General features: G+C 43.6%; 16 protein-coding genes. 3 read left to right on the top strand and 13 right to left on the bottom strand.

All coding sequences use genetic code 11. The annotated features are described in order from the left end of the window. Positions 1 to 364: 364 nt before the first annotated feature. The 5 genes from HMPREF0650_RS05255 to HMPREF0650_RS05235 all read right to left on the bottom strand — a co-directional run bounded on the left by HMPREF0650_RS05255 (position 365) and on the right by HMPREF0650_RS05235 (position 4,738). On the bottom strand, positions 365 to 1,735 hold the full coding sequence (locus HMPREF0650_RS05255; protein ID WP_004348929.1) for a nucleobase:cation symporter-2 family protein: 1,371 nt from the start codon (positions 1,733 to 1,735) through the stop codon (positions 365 to 367). 29 nt (positions 1,736 to 1,764) lie between these two features. Continuing rightward, positions 1,765 to 2,343 carry a xanthine phosphoribosyltransferase gene (xpt, locus tag HMPREF0650_RS05250; protein ID WP_040562556.1) on the bottom strand — a complete coding sequence of 193 codons (579 nt, stop codon included), beginning with the start codon at positions 2,341 to 2,343 and terminating at the stop codon, positions 1,765 to 1,767. Between the two features lie 96 nt (positions 2,344 to 2,439). Continuing rightward, positions 2,440 to 3,084: a tetratricopeptide repeat protein gene (locus HMPREF0650_RS05245; protein ID WP_004348926.1), complete on the bottom strand. Its 645-nt coding sequence runs from the start codon at positions 3,082 to 3,084 to the stop codon at positions 2,440 to 2,442. Between the two features lie 10 nt (positions 3,085 to 3,094). Beyond that, positions 3,095 to 4,297: a M64 family metallopeptidase gene (locus tag HMPREF0650_RS05240; RefSeq protein WP_004348925.1), complete on the bottom strand. Its 1,203-nt coding sequence runs from the start codon at positions 4,295 to 4,297 to the stop codon at positions 3,095 to 3,097. A 57-nt stretch (positions 4,298 to 4,354) separates the two neighbouring features. Continuing rightward, positions 4,355 to 4,738, bottom strand: coding sequence for a 2-amino-4-hydroxy-6-hydroxymethyldihydropteridine diphosphokinase (locus tag HMPREF0650_RS05235; protein WP_004348923.1), 384 nt, complete (start codon positions 4,736 to 4,738; stop codon positions 4,355 to 4,357). Positions 4,739 to 4,830: 92 nt separating this feature from the next. Here HMPREF0650_RS05235 and HMPREF0650_RS05230 point away from each other — a divergent pair, with 92 nt between their 5' ends. Beyond that, positions 4,831 to 5,748, top strand: coding sequence for a glucosaminidase domain-containing protein (locus tag HMPREF0650_RS05230; protein WP_040562552.1), 918 nt, complete (start codon positions 4,831 to 4,833; stop codon positions 5,746 to 5,748). Between the two features lie 114 nt (positions 5,749 to 5,862). On the opposite strand, the gene HMPREF0650_RS05225 is transcribed toward HMPREF0650_RS05230, so the two are convergent. The 3 genes from HMPREF0650_RS05225 to HMPREF0650_RS05215 form a co-directional block, all read right to left on the bottom strand. Then, positions 5,863 to 7,011, bottom strand: coding sequence for a zinc ribbon domain-containing protein (locus tag HMPREF0650_RS05225; protein WP_040562525.1), 1,149 nt, complete (start codon positions 7,009 to 7,011; stop codon positions 5,863 to 5,865). 25 nt (positions 7,012 to 7,036) lie between these two features. Further along, positions 7,037 to 7,765 (bottom strand): glycoside hydrolase family 25 protein, encoded by a 729-nt coding sequence (locus HMPREF0650_RS05220; RefSeq protein ID WP_004348919.1) that lies wholly within the window; start codon positions 7,763 to 7,765, stop codon positions 7,037 to 7,039. Positions 7,766 to 7,929: 164 nt separating this feature from the next. Next, entirely contained in the window at positions 7,930 to 8,406 is a 477-nt protein-coding gene (locus HMPREF0650_RS05215) for a hypothetical protein (protein ID WP_004348917.1), read from the bottom strand. 844 nt (positions 8,407 to 9,250) lie between these two features. Here HMPREF0650_RS05215 and aspS point away from each other — a divergent pair. Further along, a complete protein-coding gene (aspS, locus tag HMPREF0650_RS05210) occupies positions 9,251 to 11,011 on the top strand; it encodes an aspartate--tRNA ligase (RefSeq protein ID WP_004348916.1) in 1,761 nt (586 codons plus the stop codon). 147 nt (positions 11,012 to 11,158) lie between these two features. Next, on the top strand, positions 11,159 to 11,455 hold the full coding sequence (locus HMPREF0650_RS05205) for a winged helix-turn-helix domain-containing protein (RefSeq protein ID WP_004348915.1): 297 nt from the start codon (positions 11,159 to 11,161) through the stop codon (positions 11,453 to 11,455). Between the two features lie 173 nt (positions 11,456 to 11,628). Here HMPREF0650_RS05205 and HMPREF0650_RS05200 read toward each other — a convergent pair whose 3' ends face one another. From HMPREF0650_RS05200 to HMPREF0650_RS05180, 5 genes are read right to left on the bottom strand one after another with little or no spacing between them, the layout of a single operon-like run. Beyond that, positions 11,629 to 13,386, bottom strand: a complete 1,758-nt coding sequence (locus HMPREF0650_RS05200) for an ATP-dependent DNA helicase (RefSeq protein ID WP_004348914.1) — start codon at positions 13,384 to 13,386, stop codon at positions 11,629 to 11,631. Beyond that, positions 13,386 to 15,878: a transglycosylase domain-containing protein gene (locus HMPREF0650_RS05195; RefSeq protein WP_004348912.1), complete on the bottom strand. Its 2,493-nt coding sequence runs from the start codon at positions 15,876 to 15,878 to the stop codon at positions 13,386 to 13,388. Before HMPREF0650_RS05195 ends, HMPREF0650_RS05200 begins: the two co-directional genes overlap by 1 nt. 43 nt (positions 15,879 to 15,921) lie before the next feature. Then, the gene (miaA, locus tag HMPREF0650_RS05190) at positions 15,922 to 16,818 is read right to left on the bottom strand and encodes a tRNA (adenosine(37)-N6)-dimethylallyltransferase MiaA (protein WP_004348910.1); all 897 of its coding nucleotides are present in this window, start codon (positions 16,816 to 16,818) and stop codon (positions 15,922 to 15,924) included. Next, entirely contained in the window at positions 16,819 to 17,589 is a 771-nt protein-coding gene (gene lpxA / locus HMPREF0650_RS05185; RefSeq protein WP_004348908.1) for an acyl-ACP--UDP-N-acetylglucosamine O-acyltransferase, read from the bottom strand. 50 nt (positions 17,590 to 17,639) lie between these two features. Then, complete coding sequence (locus HMPREF0650_RS05180) at positions 17,640 to 19,031, bottom strand: bifunctional UDP-3-O-[3-hydroxymyristoyl] N-acetylglucosamine deacetylase/3-hydroxyacyl-ACP dehydratase (protein WP_004348907.1); 1,392 nt, start codon at positions 19,029 to 19,031, stop codon at positions 17,640 to 17,642. Between the last annotated feature and the right edge of the window lie 16 nt (positions 19,032 to 19,047).

The raw sequence follows: 19,047 nt of genomic DNA, 5'->3' as shown, positions 1-19,047 counted from the left end.
CCTTTAAGGTAAAAAGATTGTTTTCAGGATAACACTTGCAAAGTTAATGTTTTTTTGAATCCTCCAAACCTTTTTAGTTATTTTTTTATAAAATTAAAAATGTATCCTTAAAGGTGCAGATTTCTGTAATTTTTCAAATCTGAATGTGGCGTTGCTCAACCTCTGTGTTACATGCATTCTCCATCAAAAGCAATGACTTTGAACTTCAATAGCATTGAGTTTAGCCACCAATAGCATTGACTTTGATTACCAATAGCAATGCCTTTCCATTCCAATATGCATGCGCTTGCGTGGCAATCTACATATTATCTTGAATATGATACAGTTACGATGCGTACCGGTTGGGTGAATATTCGGGGACGATCTATTCTTTAATCTTGATAAATGCATTTGTCAGGATGGCCGTAAGTCCACCTGTCGTAATGCCCGAAGAAAAGATATTTTTGATGGTTTCCGGCATGTGATCCAGTATACCTGGGACCATTTCTACGCTAAGTCCCAGGGCAAAGCTGATGGCCATCACCAATACTGCCTTTCGGTTGATTTGGGTTGATGCGATGATTTTGATGCCTGCGGCAGCTACGGTTCCAAACATCAGCAGCGTGGCGCCACCGAGTACCGGAGCCGGAATTAAGGAAAACACCAATCCAACAACAGGGAACAGTCCTAAGACAACCAGCGCTCCGGCAATGTAGTAGCCAACATAGCGGCTGGCAATGCCTGTCAATTGAATCATTCCGTTGTTCTGTGCGAAGATTGAATTGGGGAAAGAGTTGAACACAGCGGCCAACATGGAGTTGAAACCATCGGCCAGAATGCCGCCCGATGCTCTTCTTTCAAACACTTCACCTTCGATGGGTTCTCCGGAAATCAGCGAGTTGGCCGTGATGTCTCCGTATGCTTCAATGGCCGTAATGAGGTAAACCAGTCCCAAAGATATCAGGGCCGAAATGTCAAAGCGAAATCCGTATTTGAACGGAACGGGAATGATAAAGCCTCCATAGCTTTGAATGGAATCCAAGTGAATCATTCCCATGAGATAGGCAGCGATGCACCCAATGAGAAGACCCAGCACGATTGAACTCATTCGAAGAAAGCGGTTGCTCGAACGATTGAAGATGATGATGCTGAACAGCACGAGCGCTGCCAACCCAAGGTTTACCAGAGATCCGAACGAGCCGTCAGCCTCGGCCGCCGCACCACCACCACATGAGTTGATTCCGGCCTTGACCAGCGACATACCTATCAACGTGACAACGATGCCAGAGACCAGCGGCGTGATGATTTTGCGTGTGTACTTCAATAGGCGACTCACAAGCATTTCGACAACAGAGGCGAACATGCAGGCGGTAAATATATAGGACAAAGCCATCTCGGTGTTCAACTTGCCACCTACCATGCCAAGCATACCGGCTCCGATAATGGGGCCTATAAAGGAGAAGCTGGTGCCTTGGATGCACAAGAGTCCCGTGCCGATGGGACCGATGCGGTGACACTGTATGAATGTGGCGACGCCAGAAACGAACAGTGACATGGAAACCAAGAATCCTGTTGTTTCCAAATCAAAATTAAGGGCATTCGAAATAATCAGCGGTGGGGTGATGATGGCTACGAAGATGGCCAGCAAGTGCTGCAGTGCGGCAAAAATACTTTCTCGGAGAGCCGGGCGGTCGTGAAGTCCATAAATCAAGTCATTCGACTTTGACCTTACTTGTTCTTGTTCTGTTGGGTTCATTTTTTAGCGTTCAATCAATAGGGGAGTGGTTACTTTTCGATGTTTTTTAATTTGATTTGGCAGTTGTCCAACGATTCAATCATCGCAAGAGATTCGCATCTCACGCCTTCTGCTTCTATACCGTCACGTCCATGTTGGAAGGTTTTTTCAATGATAAAGCCCATCCCAACCAGTTCTGCACCGGCCTGCCGGCATAGGTCGATGATGCCTTTGGCGGCATTTCCATAGGCCAGGAAGTCGTCAATGAAAACCACTTTGTCGTTGGGTGTCAGATAATCCTTGCTGATAACGACGTTGTATTCGCGCTGTTTGGTGAATGAGAAGACTGTGGTGGATAAGATGTTGTCCATCGTTGACGGTTTTTTCTTCTTGGCGAATACCACCGGAAGGTCCAAAAGTAACCCCATAACGATGGCGGGAGCAATGCCCGAGGCTTCGATGGTCAAGATTTTGTTGATTTCCGTTGAGGCGTAACGCTTAATGAATTCGATGGCGATGGCTTTCATGAGGTTGGGATCCATCTGGTGGTTGATAAATTTATCTACTTTCAGTATGCCACCAGGATAGCATTTGCCATCTTTCAGAATGCGGTCTATTAATGTTTTCATCTTTTGCATTATAAAAATAATGCATGCAAAGTTAGTAAAAAAATGTAAAGCACAGAAAGATGACAAGCTATTTTTTCTTGCCGCTTGTGCCGTGCTTCACTTGATGCTATCGCTTGGTAAAGTGGTGCTTGTTGATTGGTCTATTTGTTGTTTGCAGCCGTTGATCATGTTTTCAATCTGTGCCATACGGTATTTCAACCCAGGCTTGTATCCATAATGTTGATAATAGGAGCGTGCGCTTTCAAAATACTCAAGTGCGTTTTCCCAATCCTTATTGAACAGATAACAGAACCCAAGACGGTAGAGGGCATCGGCTTTTTCGTTGTCATGGCATACGTTCAGCATCTTTTCATAGCATGGGATGGCTGCTTCGTATTGTTTTAATTGAAAGTGACTTTCAGCATTGGCATAATAATAGACCGATTGTTCGTGAGGTGCGAAGACGGTGATGCTCGACATAACCGAGTCAAGATACAGGCATGCCTGCTCGTATTTCCATAGATGATAGTAGCAAACGCCGATGTAAGCCTTGTATCTTTGGTTGAGAAGGTATTCCTGGTCAAGCTTCTGAAACAGTAAAAGAGCCTCATGATACTTCTCACTTTGAAAGTATTCTAGCGCCATGTTCAGTCGGTCTTTGTCATTGATGGGGCGGTTGTGAATGGCATCTACCGGGCTGTTTTGCCCAAACAATAACACGAGGGTGACCAACCCAATCATCAGATAGTGCCTCGGCTTCATGCTAAGTTCATCATTTTGTGTAGAAATCAATGACACGTTGGATGGCTTGTTGACACACAGGACAGAATTCGGGTGTGTCATTCGTGCGCATTCTACAGTCGTGTGACGCGCGGTAAATGCCTTTCAGCGAGTAGCCAGCACCTTCTATCAGTCCCACAGAAGGTACTTTTTCCATCATGTCTTGCCATTTATCAGAAAACTTAACTTTGGTTGTTATGTTTTGTTCCCATGGTTCTACGTCAGGCGGATACATGGGGATTTCCTCGAAATCATAGGCATATTCGTCGGCCAGTCCAGCAAAGCTATGGCCAAACTCATGTACAACAACAGGTTTGAACGACGGATGATGGGTCATTGACAAGTTGTATGAGTTAAGAATACCCCCGCCTCCGTACTGATGAGTGTTCACCAAGATGATGATATGTTCGTATGGAAGTCCTGCCAGCCAGTCGTGTACGGTTTTTAATCGCAGTGTAGTAAGATAACGGTTGCTGTAGAACGTGTCAAAATGAGAGTGCAGGGCGGTATTCTTCCACACGCCTTTAGAAGGCTCGCTGGTGCCACTTTCAGCCGAAGGAGCTTTGACTGCTATGATGTTGAACCTGCTTCTCATGGCCTTAAAAGGCTCATGTGCGAACAATGCCTCGGTGGCTTCGGCGGCATCTTTCAGGAAGATGTCCATCTCGTCAGTGCGGTATCCCTCTGCCAGGAAGGCGATGTGGATGCAGCGGGAGGTGTCGTGAGCCGTCTGTAGTGTTTCAAATGGAGTGCGGTTTCGTTCTCCAGTGTGCTTAATCAAGATGTCACTTGGTGCGACCGTGTGTGTCAGTTGGATCATCGTTTCACGCCTGTTGTTATTCAAGGTCACCGTAACGTCAACGGTATCCTTGGGCATCGGAACGAGAAATACATTCTCGAAAGCCCTGCTTGTGTGCTTGGCTTCATCGTAAGTGAGCCATTCTTGAAACAATGTAGAAAACGAATTACGGTAGAGCGTGCATTTCGTGTGATGGTCGCGGACGGTTATTTGCCCGTTTCCTTCCATGGGTAATTCGGCCAACCGTTGTTTTTTTCCGTACCATCTGGGTATGACATTCAATTGGTCAACGGCGATGTGTTGCTGGTTCGCATTGCCCGAAAAAATATAATCAATGCGCAATGTGCTGTCAGAAAACACCTTGTTGAAGTCCTGCGCGTTCACGTTTGCCGACATGAACAGGCACAGAACACATGGGATCACATGGGTTAGGTAAGTCTTTATTTTCATCATTTAATGCTTAATAACTTCAATTTCTTTCATCAACTCTTGTACATAGTCGCGTTGCCAGTCGTCTATGTGCAGCTTATTGTCACCATATAGCAAAATGTCGATGTCCATTTGGATGCGATTGAGCGACCTTTCAGCCCTCGTGTCACCACATATTCGTTCCATGTTTTTCACCTTTTCGGTGAAATCTTCAAGGGTTTCTTCAACCTTTGTGTATGCCAAACAGTTGTAAAATAGGTCTGATGCCATGCCAATGGGTTGTGTCCACTTCGGTGTAGTGAACTTCATGTCAGGCCAAGTGTCAGCCAACAGCCGCATGACTTGTTTCATGTTGCGCTCTTGGTTGACGTTCGTTCCCAATGCTAAGATGACTCGTTTGCTGTCCATTCGTACAAAATTACTAATAATTATTAAACGTACACCAATCCATTGTGCTTTTTTTATGAATTTATGTAACTTTGTCTAACATCTTAATGTTCATGAATAAAATTGCGATTATATTCCTCTTTTCAATTTCATCTATGGCATCATGGGCCCAGATGAGATGGAACCAGACCTATCAACTCTACATCAATCAATACAAAGATTTGGCTATTCGGGAGATGCTTCAATACCGAATCCCAGCGAGTATCACCTTGGCTCAGGCTGTTTTTGAGAGTGGAGCAGGGCGAAGTAGATTGGCACGACTGGGCAATAACCATTTCGGAATCAAGTGTCATGATTGGACTGGTCGTACCATTGCTGAGGATGATGACGCTTTGGGCGAATGCTTTCGCGCATACGATCATCCCCTTCAAAGTTTTGAAGACCATAGTAAATTCCTTGTGAACAGCAGTCGTTACCGCAAGTTGTTTAGCCTTTCCATGCAAGATTACCGTGGATGGGCGCATGGTTTGAAAGCTTGTGGCTATGCAACCAACCCGCGATATGCTTATAAACTCATCGAATTGATAGAGCTTTACAAGCTTTATGTCTACGATAGTGCCAGATCATACGATCACGCCATGGTTGAATATTCTGGCAATCAAACAGTTGTTAACCAGGCAAAGCCTTTGCATCCCATCGCAATCTTCAACAAGAATTATTATATCCGGGCTCGTCGCGGCGACACCTTCAAGCTGATAGGCGAGGAAATAGGCGTGTCGTACAAAAAGATAGCTAAGTACAACGAGCGTGATAAAGATGATGCTTTGACAGAAGGCGAAATCATTTTCCTGAAGAAAAAGAGAAAAAGAGCACCGAAGGCTTTCAAGAATCGTCCGCATGTTGTCAAGAACGGAGAGAGTCTGTATATCATTGCACAGATTTATGGTATGCGTTTGGCCAGTTTATACAAGTTGAATGATTTTACTCCAGACCATACCATCCACGTCGGTGACGTTGTGAGAGTATATTAGGACAAGCCAGTTTGCACGGCTGACAACAATAAAAACGAGAAACCATTGAGCCAGTAGGGTGAACCAAGCTCAATGGTTTTATTTTTCAGATCAATTGAATTGTCTTTCGAAACACTACTGAATAATGCGAGTCATGTTGAACTCTGCGATTTTTCCGTCAGGATTTACCTTGGCTTTGATGCGATAATGCATGGTTTGCTGCGTATCATCCACCTTGTTAACATCTTGGTCTGCTGAGAAATTTACGGTGTATTCGTATTGTTCGTCACCGATTTCTTTCTTGTCAATCTTGTAATCATTGAGCAGATGCCATGACATGCTGGCAACCTCCTGGTTGTATAGTTTATGCAAAAAGGTGATGACATCATTTTTATTCGCATCCACTTTACCCAGAAAAGAACTGATGACAGGACTGACCGTGCTGGTCAAACCATCCTCGTCCTTTGCGTTGATACTCTGAAAGAACTGTTTGAACAGCGAGCTTAACATGGCCCTTTCCTCTGGTTGAACCGTCTGTGCGTTGATTGTTTTGATGCCATCTTTAGCATCATCTACATACGCACCGTTGGGATGGTCTTCCAAGTAAAACTGGTATGCGTCCACACTGTTGGCTGAGCTGGCTGCCACCCAGTCCAACGAGTCAATCTTGCGCATGGCTTCCGCACGGTGTTCAGAGTCGGGATGCTTGTCAAGATAATCTTCCAGAGCTGTTTTTGAGTTGCTCACCCAAGCATCGGTCCATTCGCTATCCATTTGCTGGATGGCCGTCAAGCGAACGTGTATGGAGTCTCTGTGTGCCATGGGTGCGTCTTTAAAGCGGTCAAGATAGTCCTGAAGCACGATGGGATCTTCGCTCTTGGCGGCAAACTCGTAAGCCTCCAACTCTTCTTTCATTTGTGCATTGTGATAGAAATAATAGCCCACTCCACATGCAATGATGGCTATGATGAAAGCTATTATTAAAGTGGTGTGTTTCTTCTTGGAACGTTGCATGTCTCCGTTGGGTGCGGGAGGCGTTGTGTCCACCATGGTTGTAGGCTCTTCTTTCAGCTCTATAGCCTGTTCATGAACCGGAGAGTTATCATCGCGATAGTTCATATTGGCGTGGTGGCAGTTTGGACATTCGTGCAAATCATTAAAATAAACTTCACCACATTGCGTGCAACGGGTCACTCTTTCAGCAATTTCTACCCCACAAGAGGGACAAACGGGTGCTCGGTCACTGATTTGGTGGCCGCACTCCGGACATCTAATTATCGCCATATTGTCAAAGTGTAGTATATGTTTGTTAATGTATCCATGTATACTTTCTCGTGTTCGTGACATTTCGTCGGAATCTGATTTCTCTGAGTCCGTGTCTTCCCATCATTCTGCTTTTATCAACAAAGGTATTAATTCCGTTGATTCTACCTTTACCCGTGTATTGCCACATGGTAATGTCTCGCCCGTCTGCCAATACCGGTTCTCGGTCGGTATACTGCGCTATCATGATTTGATAACTGTCCAGTTGTCCAGATAGGTTGTGGTCATAGAAGTTGGCACCCGTGTAGATGAGTGGTTTTTGTTGATAAACTTCTTCCACCATGCCCAGGAATTTGTGCAAAGAGTCACAAAAAGCTTCTGTTGACAAGCCGTTGCGAGTTTCTACGTCAATCATGGGAATGAGGTCTTGGTCACCAGGTCGGCACTGTGTCATGAAGTTCTGCAGTTGGAGCGTCAAGTTGGTCTTAGGTCTGAAGAAGTGGTACGAACCCACTTTCAGGCCATAGCGATGCGCCAACTCAATGTTGGTTTGATAGGTAGGGTCTATCCTGTCACCGCCTTCAGTGGCTTTGAGGTAGACGTATGTGTTCTTGGTGTTTTCACCTACTGTTTCCCAAAACACCTCTCCTTGGTAGTGGCTCAAGTCGATGCCATGTACATGCGAGCATGTGTCTTCGCATTGTACGTCAAAATATTGGGCATGGACGGCCAATATGCAGAATAGGGCAATCACGCATGAAACGATTCTTTTCATATCTGCAAATATACATAAAAAACAGAATCTTTACGCCCGGTTGTCTAAAAAAAATAAAGTCAGCGTGTATCTTTGTGGAAAATTTGCTTCTTTGGTGTCAATCGTTGTTTACAAAATCATTCCCGAATCGGTGAAAACATGGTTGAAAAGTGATAAGGAAAATTTTATTTCTGAAGATTATCCTTTTCCTTCTGATTACTCTCATCTTTCAGAAGATCTGCCAAAAAAGAATCCAGGTCCTTGTCTAAATCGTTCATCAAGTCGCCTCCTATAATCACGGTATCATCGTCTGCGACATATAGTTCGGCTATATTCTCTTGTTCATCATTCTCTAAAACAAAGCTAAATGGCTTGAGAATATTCATCTGATCAACCGTTTCATGAAGTTGTTTCAGGACTTTGCGAAGAATGGCAGCGGCATGTTCGTAGAACTTCTCCTCCGTATTGCCTATCCATTCTTCAACGACGCAACGGGTAATCTCGTTTTCATCGTCATCGAATGCTCGTAATTCTCCACTGTCTTGATAGATTCGGATGTGAATATCCGTAACCAGTGATGGGGTTTCATCTGACGTGAACTTTTGTGCTATCTTGCGAATGGCATACTCAGTCTGCTTGTACACTTGTTCGGTTGCGTTCATTAGTAGGTCCTTTCGATTATACCCTGCAAATATAATTCTTTTTGCGAACACAGCAAGCAAATTTAGAAATAATTTATCTTAATGGTCACGGCTCTCTCATTTATGAAAGGTTGTTGGTTGTGAAAGACTGAATATCACATATTTGTATAAACAACGATTATTAGGAATAAAACAACCTTTGACGACTATGTTTGGACTGATGGCTGAATATTCGCCATCGCCACTTGCGTGTGTTAACAAACCTTTTGTTTGTTAAATCAATTCTTTTTATTTGACAAAATAAAATCGCAAAATAGAGAAAACAGGAGAATGCTATAGGTATATAAAGTCATGATATCATCTTTTTTCATCCCATTCACGCAGAATACACCGGCAATCTGCATGCTTTTGCAGTCTAATATGTATGCTCTTGCTCCTCAATATGCATGCTTTTACACCCCAATTTACATCATATAACACGCCTTTTTGTACAAAAACAAGTGCTTTCATCCTCAAAACACATCTCTTTTTCATGGTGATTTAGATTTATAAACCGTATAACTTATTATAAATCAATACAATAATGAAACACTTCTATATTTCGCATATTTCCGGCGAATAAGTATGTTAGTGGATAAAACGCCCAGCATTTGTGTTAAAAAGTTGTTGTGACGGGAGCTGTTTCACCGAAGAAGGTTCCGTTCGATAGAATACAGATACAGCGCAATCATCATAAATGAATGAACTGTGCCGAAACGGCTTACAGGTTAATTTGTCATCGCATCACGTACATTTTGTATACAGGCTTTGCTTGTTTCGGCTTTTTTGTATAATTTTGCGTTTGATAAGATATAAATTTCAAACTATGTATAGAACGAATACATGCGGGGAGTTAAGACTTTCCGATGAGGGCAAGGAGGTAATCCTGTCTGGATGGGTGCAGCGTACACGTAAGATGGGTGGAATGACATTTGTTGACGTGCGTGACCGATATGGCATTACCCAACTTGTTTTTAATGAGGCAACCGACGCTTCTTTGTGTGAGCAGGCCAACAAACTGGGGCGTGAATTCTGTATTCAGGCAATAGGTAAGGTGAGTGAGCGACAGAGCAAAAACGATAAGTTGCCGACCGGAGATATCGAAATTTTGGTCAGTCAACTAAACGTACTGAGTGAAAGTTTGACGCCTCCATTCAAAATAGAAGACGAAACCGATGGGGGTGATGATTTGCGAATGAAATATCGATACCTAGATTTGCGCCGACCAACGGTTAGAAAGAATTTGGAATTGCGCCATCGGATGACGATTCTAATCAGGAATTTCCTTGATAATGAGCAATTTATAGAGGTGGAAACACCTATATTGATTGGCTCTACTCCAGAGGGTGCACGCGACTTTGTGGTGCCTTCGCGCATGAATCCCGGACAGTTTTATGCACTGCCACAAAGCCCACAAACGCTCAAACAGCTGTTGATGGTGAGTGGGTTTGACCGCTATTTTCAAATCGCTAAATGTTTCCGTGACGAAGATTTGCGTGCCGATCGTCAACCCGAGTTCACGCAAATTGACTGCGAAATGAGTTTCGTAGATCAGGATGATGTGATCGACTTGTTTGAAAATCTATGTCGTCACCTTTTCAAAGAGATTCGTGGGGTGGAGCTGCCTGAGAAGTTGCAGCAAATGACCTGGCACGAGGCGATGAGACGTTTCGGTAGTGATAAGCCTGATTTGCGTTTCGGCATGGAGTTCGTTGAACTTTTGGATGCGTTCAAAGGCAAGGCAGATTTTAGTGTCTTCAATGAAGCAAGCTACATTGGCGGCATTTGTGTGCCTGGATGCGCCAGCTATAGTCGTAAGCAATTGGACGAACTGAGCGACTTTGTTAAACGTCCGCAGGTAGGTGCTAAGGGATTGGTATACATTAAGTACAATGCCGATGGAACGATTAAGAGTTCTGTTGATAAGTTCTACTCAAAGGAACAGTTGCTGGAAGTGAAAGAGCGAATGGGAGCTAAGGACGGTGACTTGGTATTGATTTTGAGTGGAGACAACGCCAACAAGACGCGTGTACAGTTGTGTACGCTTCGCTTAGAGATGGGTGAGCGACTGGGTCTTCGTGACAAGAACAAGTTTGAGTGTTTGTGGATTGTTGATTTCCCCCTGTTCGAGTGGAGTGACGAGGAGCAGCGGCTCATGGCAACGCACCATCCGTTCACCATGCCAAATCCAGACGATATCCCCTTGCTTGATGAGCATCCTGAACGAGTTCGTGCCAAGGCATACGACTTTGTTTGCAACGGTATTGAAGTAGGAGGGGGGAGCCTGCGTATTCATGATGGCCAGTTGCAGCAAAAGATGTTTGAGATATTGGGCTTCACACCTGAAAAGGCAATGGCTCAGTTTGGCTTCTTAATCAATGCGTTTAAATATGGTGCGCCGCCTCATGCAGGTTTAGCGTTTGGGCTTGATCGGTTTGTGAGTATCATGGCTGGCTTGGATAGCATTCGCGACTGCATTGCCTTCCCAAAGAACAACAACGGTCGTGATGTGATGCTTGATGCTCCGTCGACCATTGATCAAAAACAATTGGATGAATTAGAGATAAAACTTGACATACATCAATAAAACGCTTCTTTGGTTCAACTAACCCATAAATGTGTTACTTTTTGATGTTTAATAATTGTGTTTTTTAAATAAAATGGCTACCTTTGCTTCGTTAATGAGATATTTTACCTCATCTGAGGTGCAAAGTATATTAAAATTTTATTGATTATGACAGAAAAGAAAGTAACGGCAGCAGTAGCTCCAAAGAAGGTTGCGGCTCCCAAGAAGACCACTACTACAAAGAGAGCTTCAGCAAAGAAACCTACTCTTGTGGTAAATGCTGAAAGCGTTGGCTTCCGTGCTGGTGATGTTTATCAAGCATTGGCCGCAGCAGACAAAGCGTTGAGCGTTGCTGAAATAGCTAAGGCTGCTAAAATTGGAACAGAAGAAGTCTATCTGGGAATAGGATGGCTGTTCAAAGAAGGTAAAATTAAGGATTCAGAGAATCTGTTTACTTTGGCTTAATTGCAACTCTTTGCTATCGGCTATAGCCGATTATGAGGATGCAATATCATACTTTCTTGTTAGACAAACAGGAAAATTAAATGAGCTCGAAAATAGTTTGGGCTCATTTATTTTTTTATCTCCCTATCGTATTTTTTTTCTCTATTGGGTTGTGATGCGAGCCAATAACAGTGTTATTGATTCGTTCTTTTCTTTATTTTCTTGATTCTTCTGATGGCTTCTGGATGCTCGGGACAGAGCTCTAATGCCTTTTGATAGTTGCGCAAAGCCGCTTCTTTCATTCCCTCTCTTTCACATTCTTTGCCCATCATGACATATTCAACGGCGAGCCGTTTCAGCAAATCTTCTTTTTCTTTTTGCTTGTCTCGTAAGCGTTGATTTTCTTCTTTAAGCGTGTTGATGAGGTTGAGCTTTCGCCTGATTAGGCGTTTTGCCGCGGGCCTTTCTATTTCATACCTGCTGTGAATGGCCAGAAAGAAATTATCCAAGGCCGATTGCATGTCCCCCTGGCCGAATGCCGTCACAGCATCATGATATTGTTTTTCGGCTTTACTTTGTTGTAAAGCTTTGTCGAGAGAATGCTGGTCATTGTAAGTCTTTGCAAAACTTGTGATTTCTCGACTGATAAAAATATTTTCTTTCTTGATGGGGGCTTCAAGGTTAATGCCTTCCAACGAGCGGCAACGTGACAGGGCAACGTAAGTTTGGCCTCCAGCAAACACGCCTCCCGATAAGTCGATGTTAACTTGATTGAAGGTTAGTCCTTGACTTTTATGAATAGTGATGGCCCATGCCAACCGAATGGGGAACTGACGAAATGTACCAATTACTTCTTCTTCAATCTTTTGCTCTTTCTCATTGTAGGTGTATCTAACGTTTGACCAAATGTCTTGTTCTACATCTACATCCTCACCTTGTTCAGTCCTCACGTAAATTAAACCATCGCTCTCATCTCCCATGCCAATGACGGTGCCCAAGGTACCATTCACCCATCGCTTGTCCCTGTCGTTCTTGACAAACAAAACTTGCGCACCTGTTTTGATTTCAAGTTTCATGGGAGTGGGCAGATTGTTTTCGGGAAATTCGCCTTCGATGATGCCATAGAAGACAGTGGGTTCGCCTGGTAATTGTTGAAGGTGTTGCTGGTTGATGTAGTCCACGCTATCTCTTCGAGTAGATAAGGTGATTGCCAGTCCGTCATGATTTTGTTGAGAGATGTTTCCTACTCTTTGATTGAGAATGGACAAATCGGTTTGCGATGTGTTGGACGTTCTGATATGGTCTAATATACTGATGAAAAGCGGGTCAGTTTGTCGGTAAACTTTCTGAAGTTCGATACAAATCAACTGCATCTCCCTGAAAACATGAGCATCAAAAAAGAACTTTGACGGATAGAAAGGTTGTAGCAAAGCGCGTTCTTCCTCTTTTAATACCGGCTCTAGTTGATACATATCGCCAACGAGTAATAATTGCTTTCCTCCGAAAGGAACGCGCATGTTCTGGGCATAAACGCGCAGTATCTTGTCAATGAAGTCGATGATGTCGGCTCTCACCATCGAAATTTCGTCGATGATGATGAGTTCTACTTCCTTGATAAGTTTGATTTTCTCGCTGTTATATTTGAGCGTTTTCCGAAGGTTTCGTACGCTATACCTGTTGTCGTTAGGAAATAGAGGATGGAATGGGAGCTTGAAAAAACTGTGCAAGGTGCTTCCTCCCACATTGATGGCAGCAATGCCTGTAGGCGCAAGAATAACATGTTTTTTCTTGGTTGTCTGTGAGATGTATCGAAGAAACGTTGATTTACCCGTTCCAGCTTTCCCTGTTAAGAATAATGAGCGATGGGTATACTGAATAATCTGCAGTGCGTTTTGCAACTCCAGATTATTCAGATCAATGTGTTCGATGTCAGTTTCCTTAGCCATACCCATTATAGATTATCCAAATGGATTACCTTTTCTGTTGGTGTATGGTTTTCATGTGATTTGTCCGAACTGTCTTTTTGTTTCTCATTCTCATCTTTGATGGGTTTTGAGATAGGGTTGCCATCTTCGTCTAGAATGATTTCTTCAGAGATGGAGCTCAAGCTATCTGTTGCAGTTGTGTCCACTCGCGCCTGCTGGTAATAACTCGGACAGTTGTACATGTCGCTGGTGATGTCTTTGTCTTTAGGCTTACCAAACTTGCCATGATATTGTTTGAAGTTTGGATCATCCAATACTGCTTCCAAGAAGTAGCCGCAGATGGGTAGTGCTGTTCTTGATCCTTGTCCCAAAGCACCAGTGCGGAAATGGATGCTACGGTATTCTCCGCCTACCCATGCGCCTACCACCAGTTTTGGACTGATGCACATAAACCAAGCATCTGAGTGGTTATTGGAAGTTCCTGTCTTTCCTCCCCATTCCGTATCATTGTGTTTTCCCACATATCCCCATAGGCTTTGTGACGTTCCGCCTGGTTCTCTTAGTCCGCCCAGCAATAGTTGTTGGACGAGGAACGCACTCTTGTATGGAATTACTTGTTCGGTCTTGTTGGGTGCGATGTAGACTTGTCTCCCATCACGATCAACGATGTGGGTAACCAGGATAGGCTCATGATGCTTTCCATCATCGGCGATAGTACTATAGGCATTTGCCATTTCCAGCAGGTTGACATCGCATGATCCTAACGCCAATGATGGTTCGTCTTGCAGTGGACTCTTGATTCCCATCTTCTCAGCCGTGTCAATGATTCGTTTGATGCCCATCTCTTGTCCGAGTCTCACTGCGATAGAGTTGATGCTTCTCGCAAAGGCACTCTTCAAGGGGATGGAGTCTCCGGAAAAACGTCCATTGGCATTTCCCGGTGTCCATGTAACCTCTTCTTTCTTTTTCTTGTCATATACTTTCATGGAGATGTATTCATCCCGGCGTTTGTCACAAGGTGTCAGTCCTTGGTTCATCGCCTCGGTATAAACAAAGAGTTTGAAGGTGGATCCCGGTTGGCGCATGGCTGTTACTTTATCATATTTCCATGAGTTGAAGTTGATGTCGCCTACCCAAGCCTTTACGGCTCCTGTCTGTGGTTCCATCGCAACCATGGAGCAGTGCATGAAGCGCACCATGTATCGAATGGAGTCCATGGTTGACATTTCTTTCTCTATGGTTCCTTCGTCATAATCAAACAATTTAACTTTGTGGGGCTTGTTCAAATAATAGGTAATGGAGTCTGGATTATTCTGATATTTGGCGGCAAGGTATTTGTACACAGGCTGTCTTTGTGCGATTTGCTCAATGAATCCAGGAATAACCTTTCCGTTTTCATCAATCCATGGATCATTTTTACCCCAGTGGTTGTTGAAGTTGCGTTGAATTTGCTTCATTTGTTTACGTGCAGCCTCTTCAGCATACTTCTGCATACGGGTATCAATCGTGGTGTATATTTTCAGCCCACTGCTATACAAATCATATCCATTCTCCTCGCACCAATCCTTCAAATAGTTGGCGACAGCTTCCCTAAAGTATAATGCCTGACCGTCATAATTAGATTCTACGCTATAACTAAGCTTGATAGGAATGACACTCAGGCTGTCATATTGCTTTTTAGACAGGTCGCCTTTGGTCATCATGTTTTGCAAAACAACATTTCTACGTTTAAGACTATTCTTGGGATTTGCTATCGGGTTATAATGTGTTGTGGCTTTAAGCATGCCTACCAGCACGGCACCTTGCTCAGTTGTGAGATTCGCGGGTGTTGTGTTGAAATAGGTTTTACTGGCTGTTTTGATTCCATACGAGTTTGATCCGAAGTCGACCGTGTTGGCGTACATGGTAAGAATATCCTTTTTATCATACAGCATTTCAAGCTTCAAGGCAATAATCCATTCCTTGCTTTTCATGATAAGTATCTTAATACCAGGTATCTTACCAAGCAATCCAGTGGAATATTGCGTGCGTACGCGGAACATATTCTTGGCCAACTGTTGCGTAATGGTTGATGCACCTCGGGCTTCACTGCCAACAATGGCATCTTTGGCAGCACCAAAGAGTCCTTGAAAGTCAATGCCAATGTGTCTGTAGAATCGTTCGTCTTCGGTATCAATCAGCGCTTTCCAGAACTGTGGATTCACTTCTTCATACTTGACGGGTGTTCTGTTTTCATTAAAATATTTTCCTATGAGCTTCCCATCTGCACTGTAAATCTCTGAAGCCGAGGAGGTGTTAGGATTCTTGATCTGTGCGAAACCTGGTGATTTGCCAAACAACCAGAGGAAATTTAGATCAACAGCTCCAAGATAGATGATAAGTGCTATCAGCCCTGAGAGCAAAGCCACGCCCGTCTTAACATACCAAGGTCGCCCTTGATACAGGCTTTTATACCATGGCCATACGCCGCGTAATTTGATCCACAACCTGCTGAAAAAACTTTTTATTTTGTGAAGCATAATGGGAATAATTGATTTGCAAATATAGCGAATTACTTGATTTCTATCGTTGATCGTCTATATAATTTATGATTTCTTCAATGTTCGTAGGGGAGAACCATTTGATTTGGTTGTCACGTTTGAACCAAGTAACTTGTTTTCTCATATATTGTCTTGTGTTGGATTGTATCTTTAGGATAGCATCATCCAGTGAGATGTCACCGTCGAAATAGGCAAAAAGTTCTTTATAACCTACCGTATTCAAAGCGTTCAGACCCTTCTGTGGATATACCGCTTTGGCTTCTTCAATCAATCCTTGCTTCATCATTTTCAAAACACGGTTGTTGATTCGCTCATACATCTCTTCTCTGGGACGGTTAAGACCAATCTTGATGATATTGAAAGGTCGTATCTTCTTTGTGTTTGTGCGATATGAAGAATAGGTATTCCCAGTCATATAGCATATTTCAAGCGCATGAACCACGCGTCTGGGATTGTGTAAATCCACAATTTTGTAATGCTCTGGATCCAGAACTTTTAACTCTGCAACGAGAGCATCCAAGCCTTCAGTCTCCAGTTTTCGTTTCATCAGCCTCCTTGTTGCCTCGTCGACCGTTGGTATGTCGTCGATACCTTGGCATACAGCATCGATATACAACATACTGCCTCCTGACAGCAAAGCCATTTGTTGCTGGTTGAAAAGCTGGTTTAAAAGTTGTAAAACATCTTCTTCATATTTGGCTGCACTATAATAATCTGTTAGATGCAACGTGCCAACGAAATAATGTTTTACTCGTTCTTGCTGCTCTTTGGTTGGGGCTGCTGTACCAATAGGTATCTCAGCAAATAGCTGTCGAGAGTCGGCATTGATGATAGGCGATTGCAAATGTTCTGCTATTTGCAGCGCCACCTCTGTTTTTCCCACTCCAGTAGGGCCTAAAAGCACAACAAGTGTGTTCATTTATCTGATGATACCTCGTTGAGAACTTTCTACAAAGTCAATGATGTATTGTATTTCTGGGGTAACGTTCAGGTTCTTTCTGATTTCTTCAATTCCTTCTTTTAAAACACCTTTGCTATAAAGCAATCGATAAGCTTGGTGTATCAGTTGGATTAATTCGTTGCTGAATCCTCTTCGTCTCAGCCCGATAATGTTGATGCCGGCATATCGGATGGGTTCTTTGCCCGCCATGACGTAGGGCGGAATGTCTTGTGAAGACCTGCTGCCACCCTGAACCATGACATAACCACCGATGTGACAGAATTGATGACATAAAACTGTTGCACTGATGATGGCGTAGTCATCTACAGTCACTTCACCGGCAAACTTGGTGGAATTGCCAATAATCACATTGCTGCCTATGATGCAATCGTGTGCTACGTGCATGTTTTCCATCAGCAAGTTGTTGCTTCCAACCTTGGTCGTTCCTTTTGATGCGGTGCCCCTTGAAATGGTAACATTCTCACGAATGCTGTTTTTGTCACCAATTTCGCAGATAGTATCTTCGCCAACGAACTTCAAATCTTGCGGCTTCGTGCTGATGCTGGCACCGGGAAAAAACTCGTTGTCATCACCTATTCGTGCTCCATAATTGATGGTGACACTATTCTGTAAGATATTACGGTTGCCCAGTACTGTATTTTTATCAAGATAGCAAAAAGGGCCAATGACATTATTGTCACCGAGTTGCGCTTCTGGATGTACAAAAGCTAATGGGCTTATTTGATTCATAGGGTAATGATGACTTTATGATGATGAAAAACATCGAGTGACATTTCTGTTTATTTGTTTTTGATGATCTGTGCAGTAAACATTGCCTCAGATACCACTTGGTCGCCAACAAAGGCATAACTTTTCATGGTACTGATGCCATGTCGTACAGGTTGAATCATTTCCACGCGAAAGATAACCGTGTCACCAGGAACCACTTTCTGCCTGAACTTCACGCTGTCAATCTTCAGAAAGTACGTCGACCATCGTTCTGGTTCTTCTACTTGGTTTAAAACCAACAACCCTCCACACTGTGCCATGGCTTCAACCTGCAACACTCCAGGCATGACTGGCTCTTGTGGAAAATGCCCCGTAAAGAAAGGTTCGTTGCTTGTAATATTCTTTACCCCAACAATCGTGTTAGAACCAATGGCGATAATCTTGTCAACCAGCTGCATGGGATAACGATGGGGGAGTAGTTCCCTGATTCTCTTGTTATCCATGATGGGTGGCTCATTGGGATCGTAAATCGGTGCTTGTATTTCATGTTTGCGAATCTCTCTGCGCATCAGGCGAGCAAACTTGTTGTTGATGGTATGTCCTGGTCGTGTTGCAACAATTCGTCCTTTGATGGGTTTGCCTATCAAGGCCATGTCACCGATAATGTCCAGCAATTTGTGACGTGTGCACTCGTTTTCCCACATCAAGGGCTTATGCTGAATGTATCCTATCTTGGTCGCATCCATGCGTGGCACTTTCAAGATATCTGCCAGTTGGTCCAGTTGCTCTTGTGACACTTCTCTTTCGTAAATCACGATGGCATTGTCCATGTCACCGCCTTTGATGAGGTTCGCTTCGAGCAAAGGAAGGATGTCCCTGACGAATACAAAAGTACGCGCAGGCGCGATTTCTGTCGCATAATCATCGATATTGTCGAGTGTCGCAAATTGACTGTTGATGAATTTTGACTCGAATGAGCACATGGCCGTTATGCTGAACTGGTCATCAGGAAGTATCGTAATACACGAACCTGTTTCCTCATCCTTCACTTCTATTTTCTTACGAATGATGTAAAAATCTTTCGGTGCATTTTGCTCTACGATACCAATTTCCTGGATTTTATTCACATAAATGCCGGCAGAGCCATCCAAAATAGGAAACTCAGGTCCATTTACTTGAATCATACAGTTGTCTATCCCCATTGCATACAGGGCAGAAAGTCCGTGCTCAACAGTTGAAACGCGCACGTCGCCACGTGCCAGAACCGTACCACGTTGCGTGTCAACCACGTTTTCGGCAATGGCCTCAACGATGGGTTGTCCTTCCAAGTCTATTCGCTGAATTTTATATCCAGTATTTTCAGGAGCAGGATTAAAGGTAACTGTTAAGTTCAGACCCGTGTGCAATCCTTTGCCACACAGGGAAAAACTACCTTTTAGTGTTCTCTGTTTGATTGTATCCATTCTATGATTTATTTAT

The sequence above is a fragment of the Hoylesella buccalis ATCC 35310 genome (genome assembly GCF_000177075.1).
Lineage (GTDB): Bacteria > Bacteroidota > Bacteroidia > Bacteroidales > Bacteroidaceae > Prevotella > Prevotella buccalis.
Note: the sequence above shows the minus strand (reverse complement) of the source record. Positions and strands in the feature narration are given on the sequence as shown.

Bases quoted from the DNA above. Each gene is read 5' to 3' on its own strand.
- HMPREF0650_RS05235 (WP_004348923.1), bottom strand. From the start codon at position 4,738: ATGGACAGCAAACGAGTCATCTTAGCATTGGGAACGAACGTCAACCAA.
- HMPREF0650_RS05205 (WP_004348915.1), top strand. From the start codon at position 11,159: ATGACAGAAAAGAAAGTAACGGCAGCAGTAGCTCCAAAGAAGGTTGCG.
- HMPREF0650_RS05180 (WP_004348907.1), bottom strand. From the start codon at position 19,031: ATGGATACAATCAAACAGAGAACACTAAAAGGTAGTTTTTCCCTGTGT.
- HMPREF0650_RS05215 (WP_004348917.1), bottom strand. From the start codon at position 8,406: ATGAACGCAACCGAACAAGTGTACAAGCAGACTGAGTATGCCATTCGC.
- HMPREF0650_RS05200 (WP_004348914.1), bottom strand. From the start codon at position 13,386: ATGGGTATGGCTAAGGAAACTGACATCGAACACATTGATCTGAATAAT.
- HMPREF0650_RS05220 (WP_004348919.1), bottom strand. From the start codon at position 7,765: ATGAAAAGAATCGTTTCATGCGTGATTGCCCTATTCTGCATATTGGCC.
- aspS (WP_004348916.1), top strand. From the start codon at position 9,251: ATGTATAGAACGAATACATGCGGGGAGTTAAGACTTTCCGATGAGGGC.
- miaA (WP_004348910.1), bottom strand. From the start codon at position 16,818: ATGAACACACTTGTTGTGCTTTTAGGCCCTACTGGAGTGGGAAAAACA.
- xpt (WP_040562556.1), bottom strand. From the start codon at position 2,343: ATGAAAACATTAATAGACCGCATTCTGAAAGATGGCAAATGCTATCCT.
- HMPREF0650_RS05195 (WP_004348912.1), bottom strand. From the start codon at position 15,878: ATGCTTCACAAAATAAAAAGTTTTTTCAGCAGGTTGTGGATCAAATTA.
- lpxA (WP_004348908.1), bottom strand. From the start codon at position 17,589: ATGAATCAAATAAGCCCATTAGCTTTTGTACATCCAGAAGCGCAACTC.
- HMPREF0650_RS05255 (WP_004348929.1), bottom strand. From the start codon at position 1,735: ATGAACCCAACAGAACAAGAACAAGTAAGGTCAAAGTCGAATGACTTG.
- HMPREF0650_RS05240 (WP_004348925.1), bottom strand. From the start codon at position 4,297: ATGTCGGCAAACGTGAACGCGCAGGACTTCAACAAGGTGTTTTCTGAC.
- HMPREF0650_RS05245 (WP_004348926.1), bottom strand. From the start codon at position 3,084: ATGAAGCCGAGGCACTATCTGATGATTGGGTTGGTCACCCTCGTGTTA.
- HMPREF0650_RS05225 (WP_040562525.1), bottom strand. From the start codon at position 7,011: ATGGCGATAATTAGATGTCCGGAGTGCGGCCACCAAATCAGTGACCGA.
- HMPREF0650_RS05230 (WP_040562552.1), top strand. From the start codon at position 4,831: ATGAATAAAATTGCGATTATATTCCTCTTTTCAATTTCATCTATGGCA.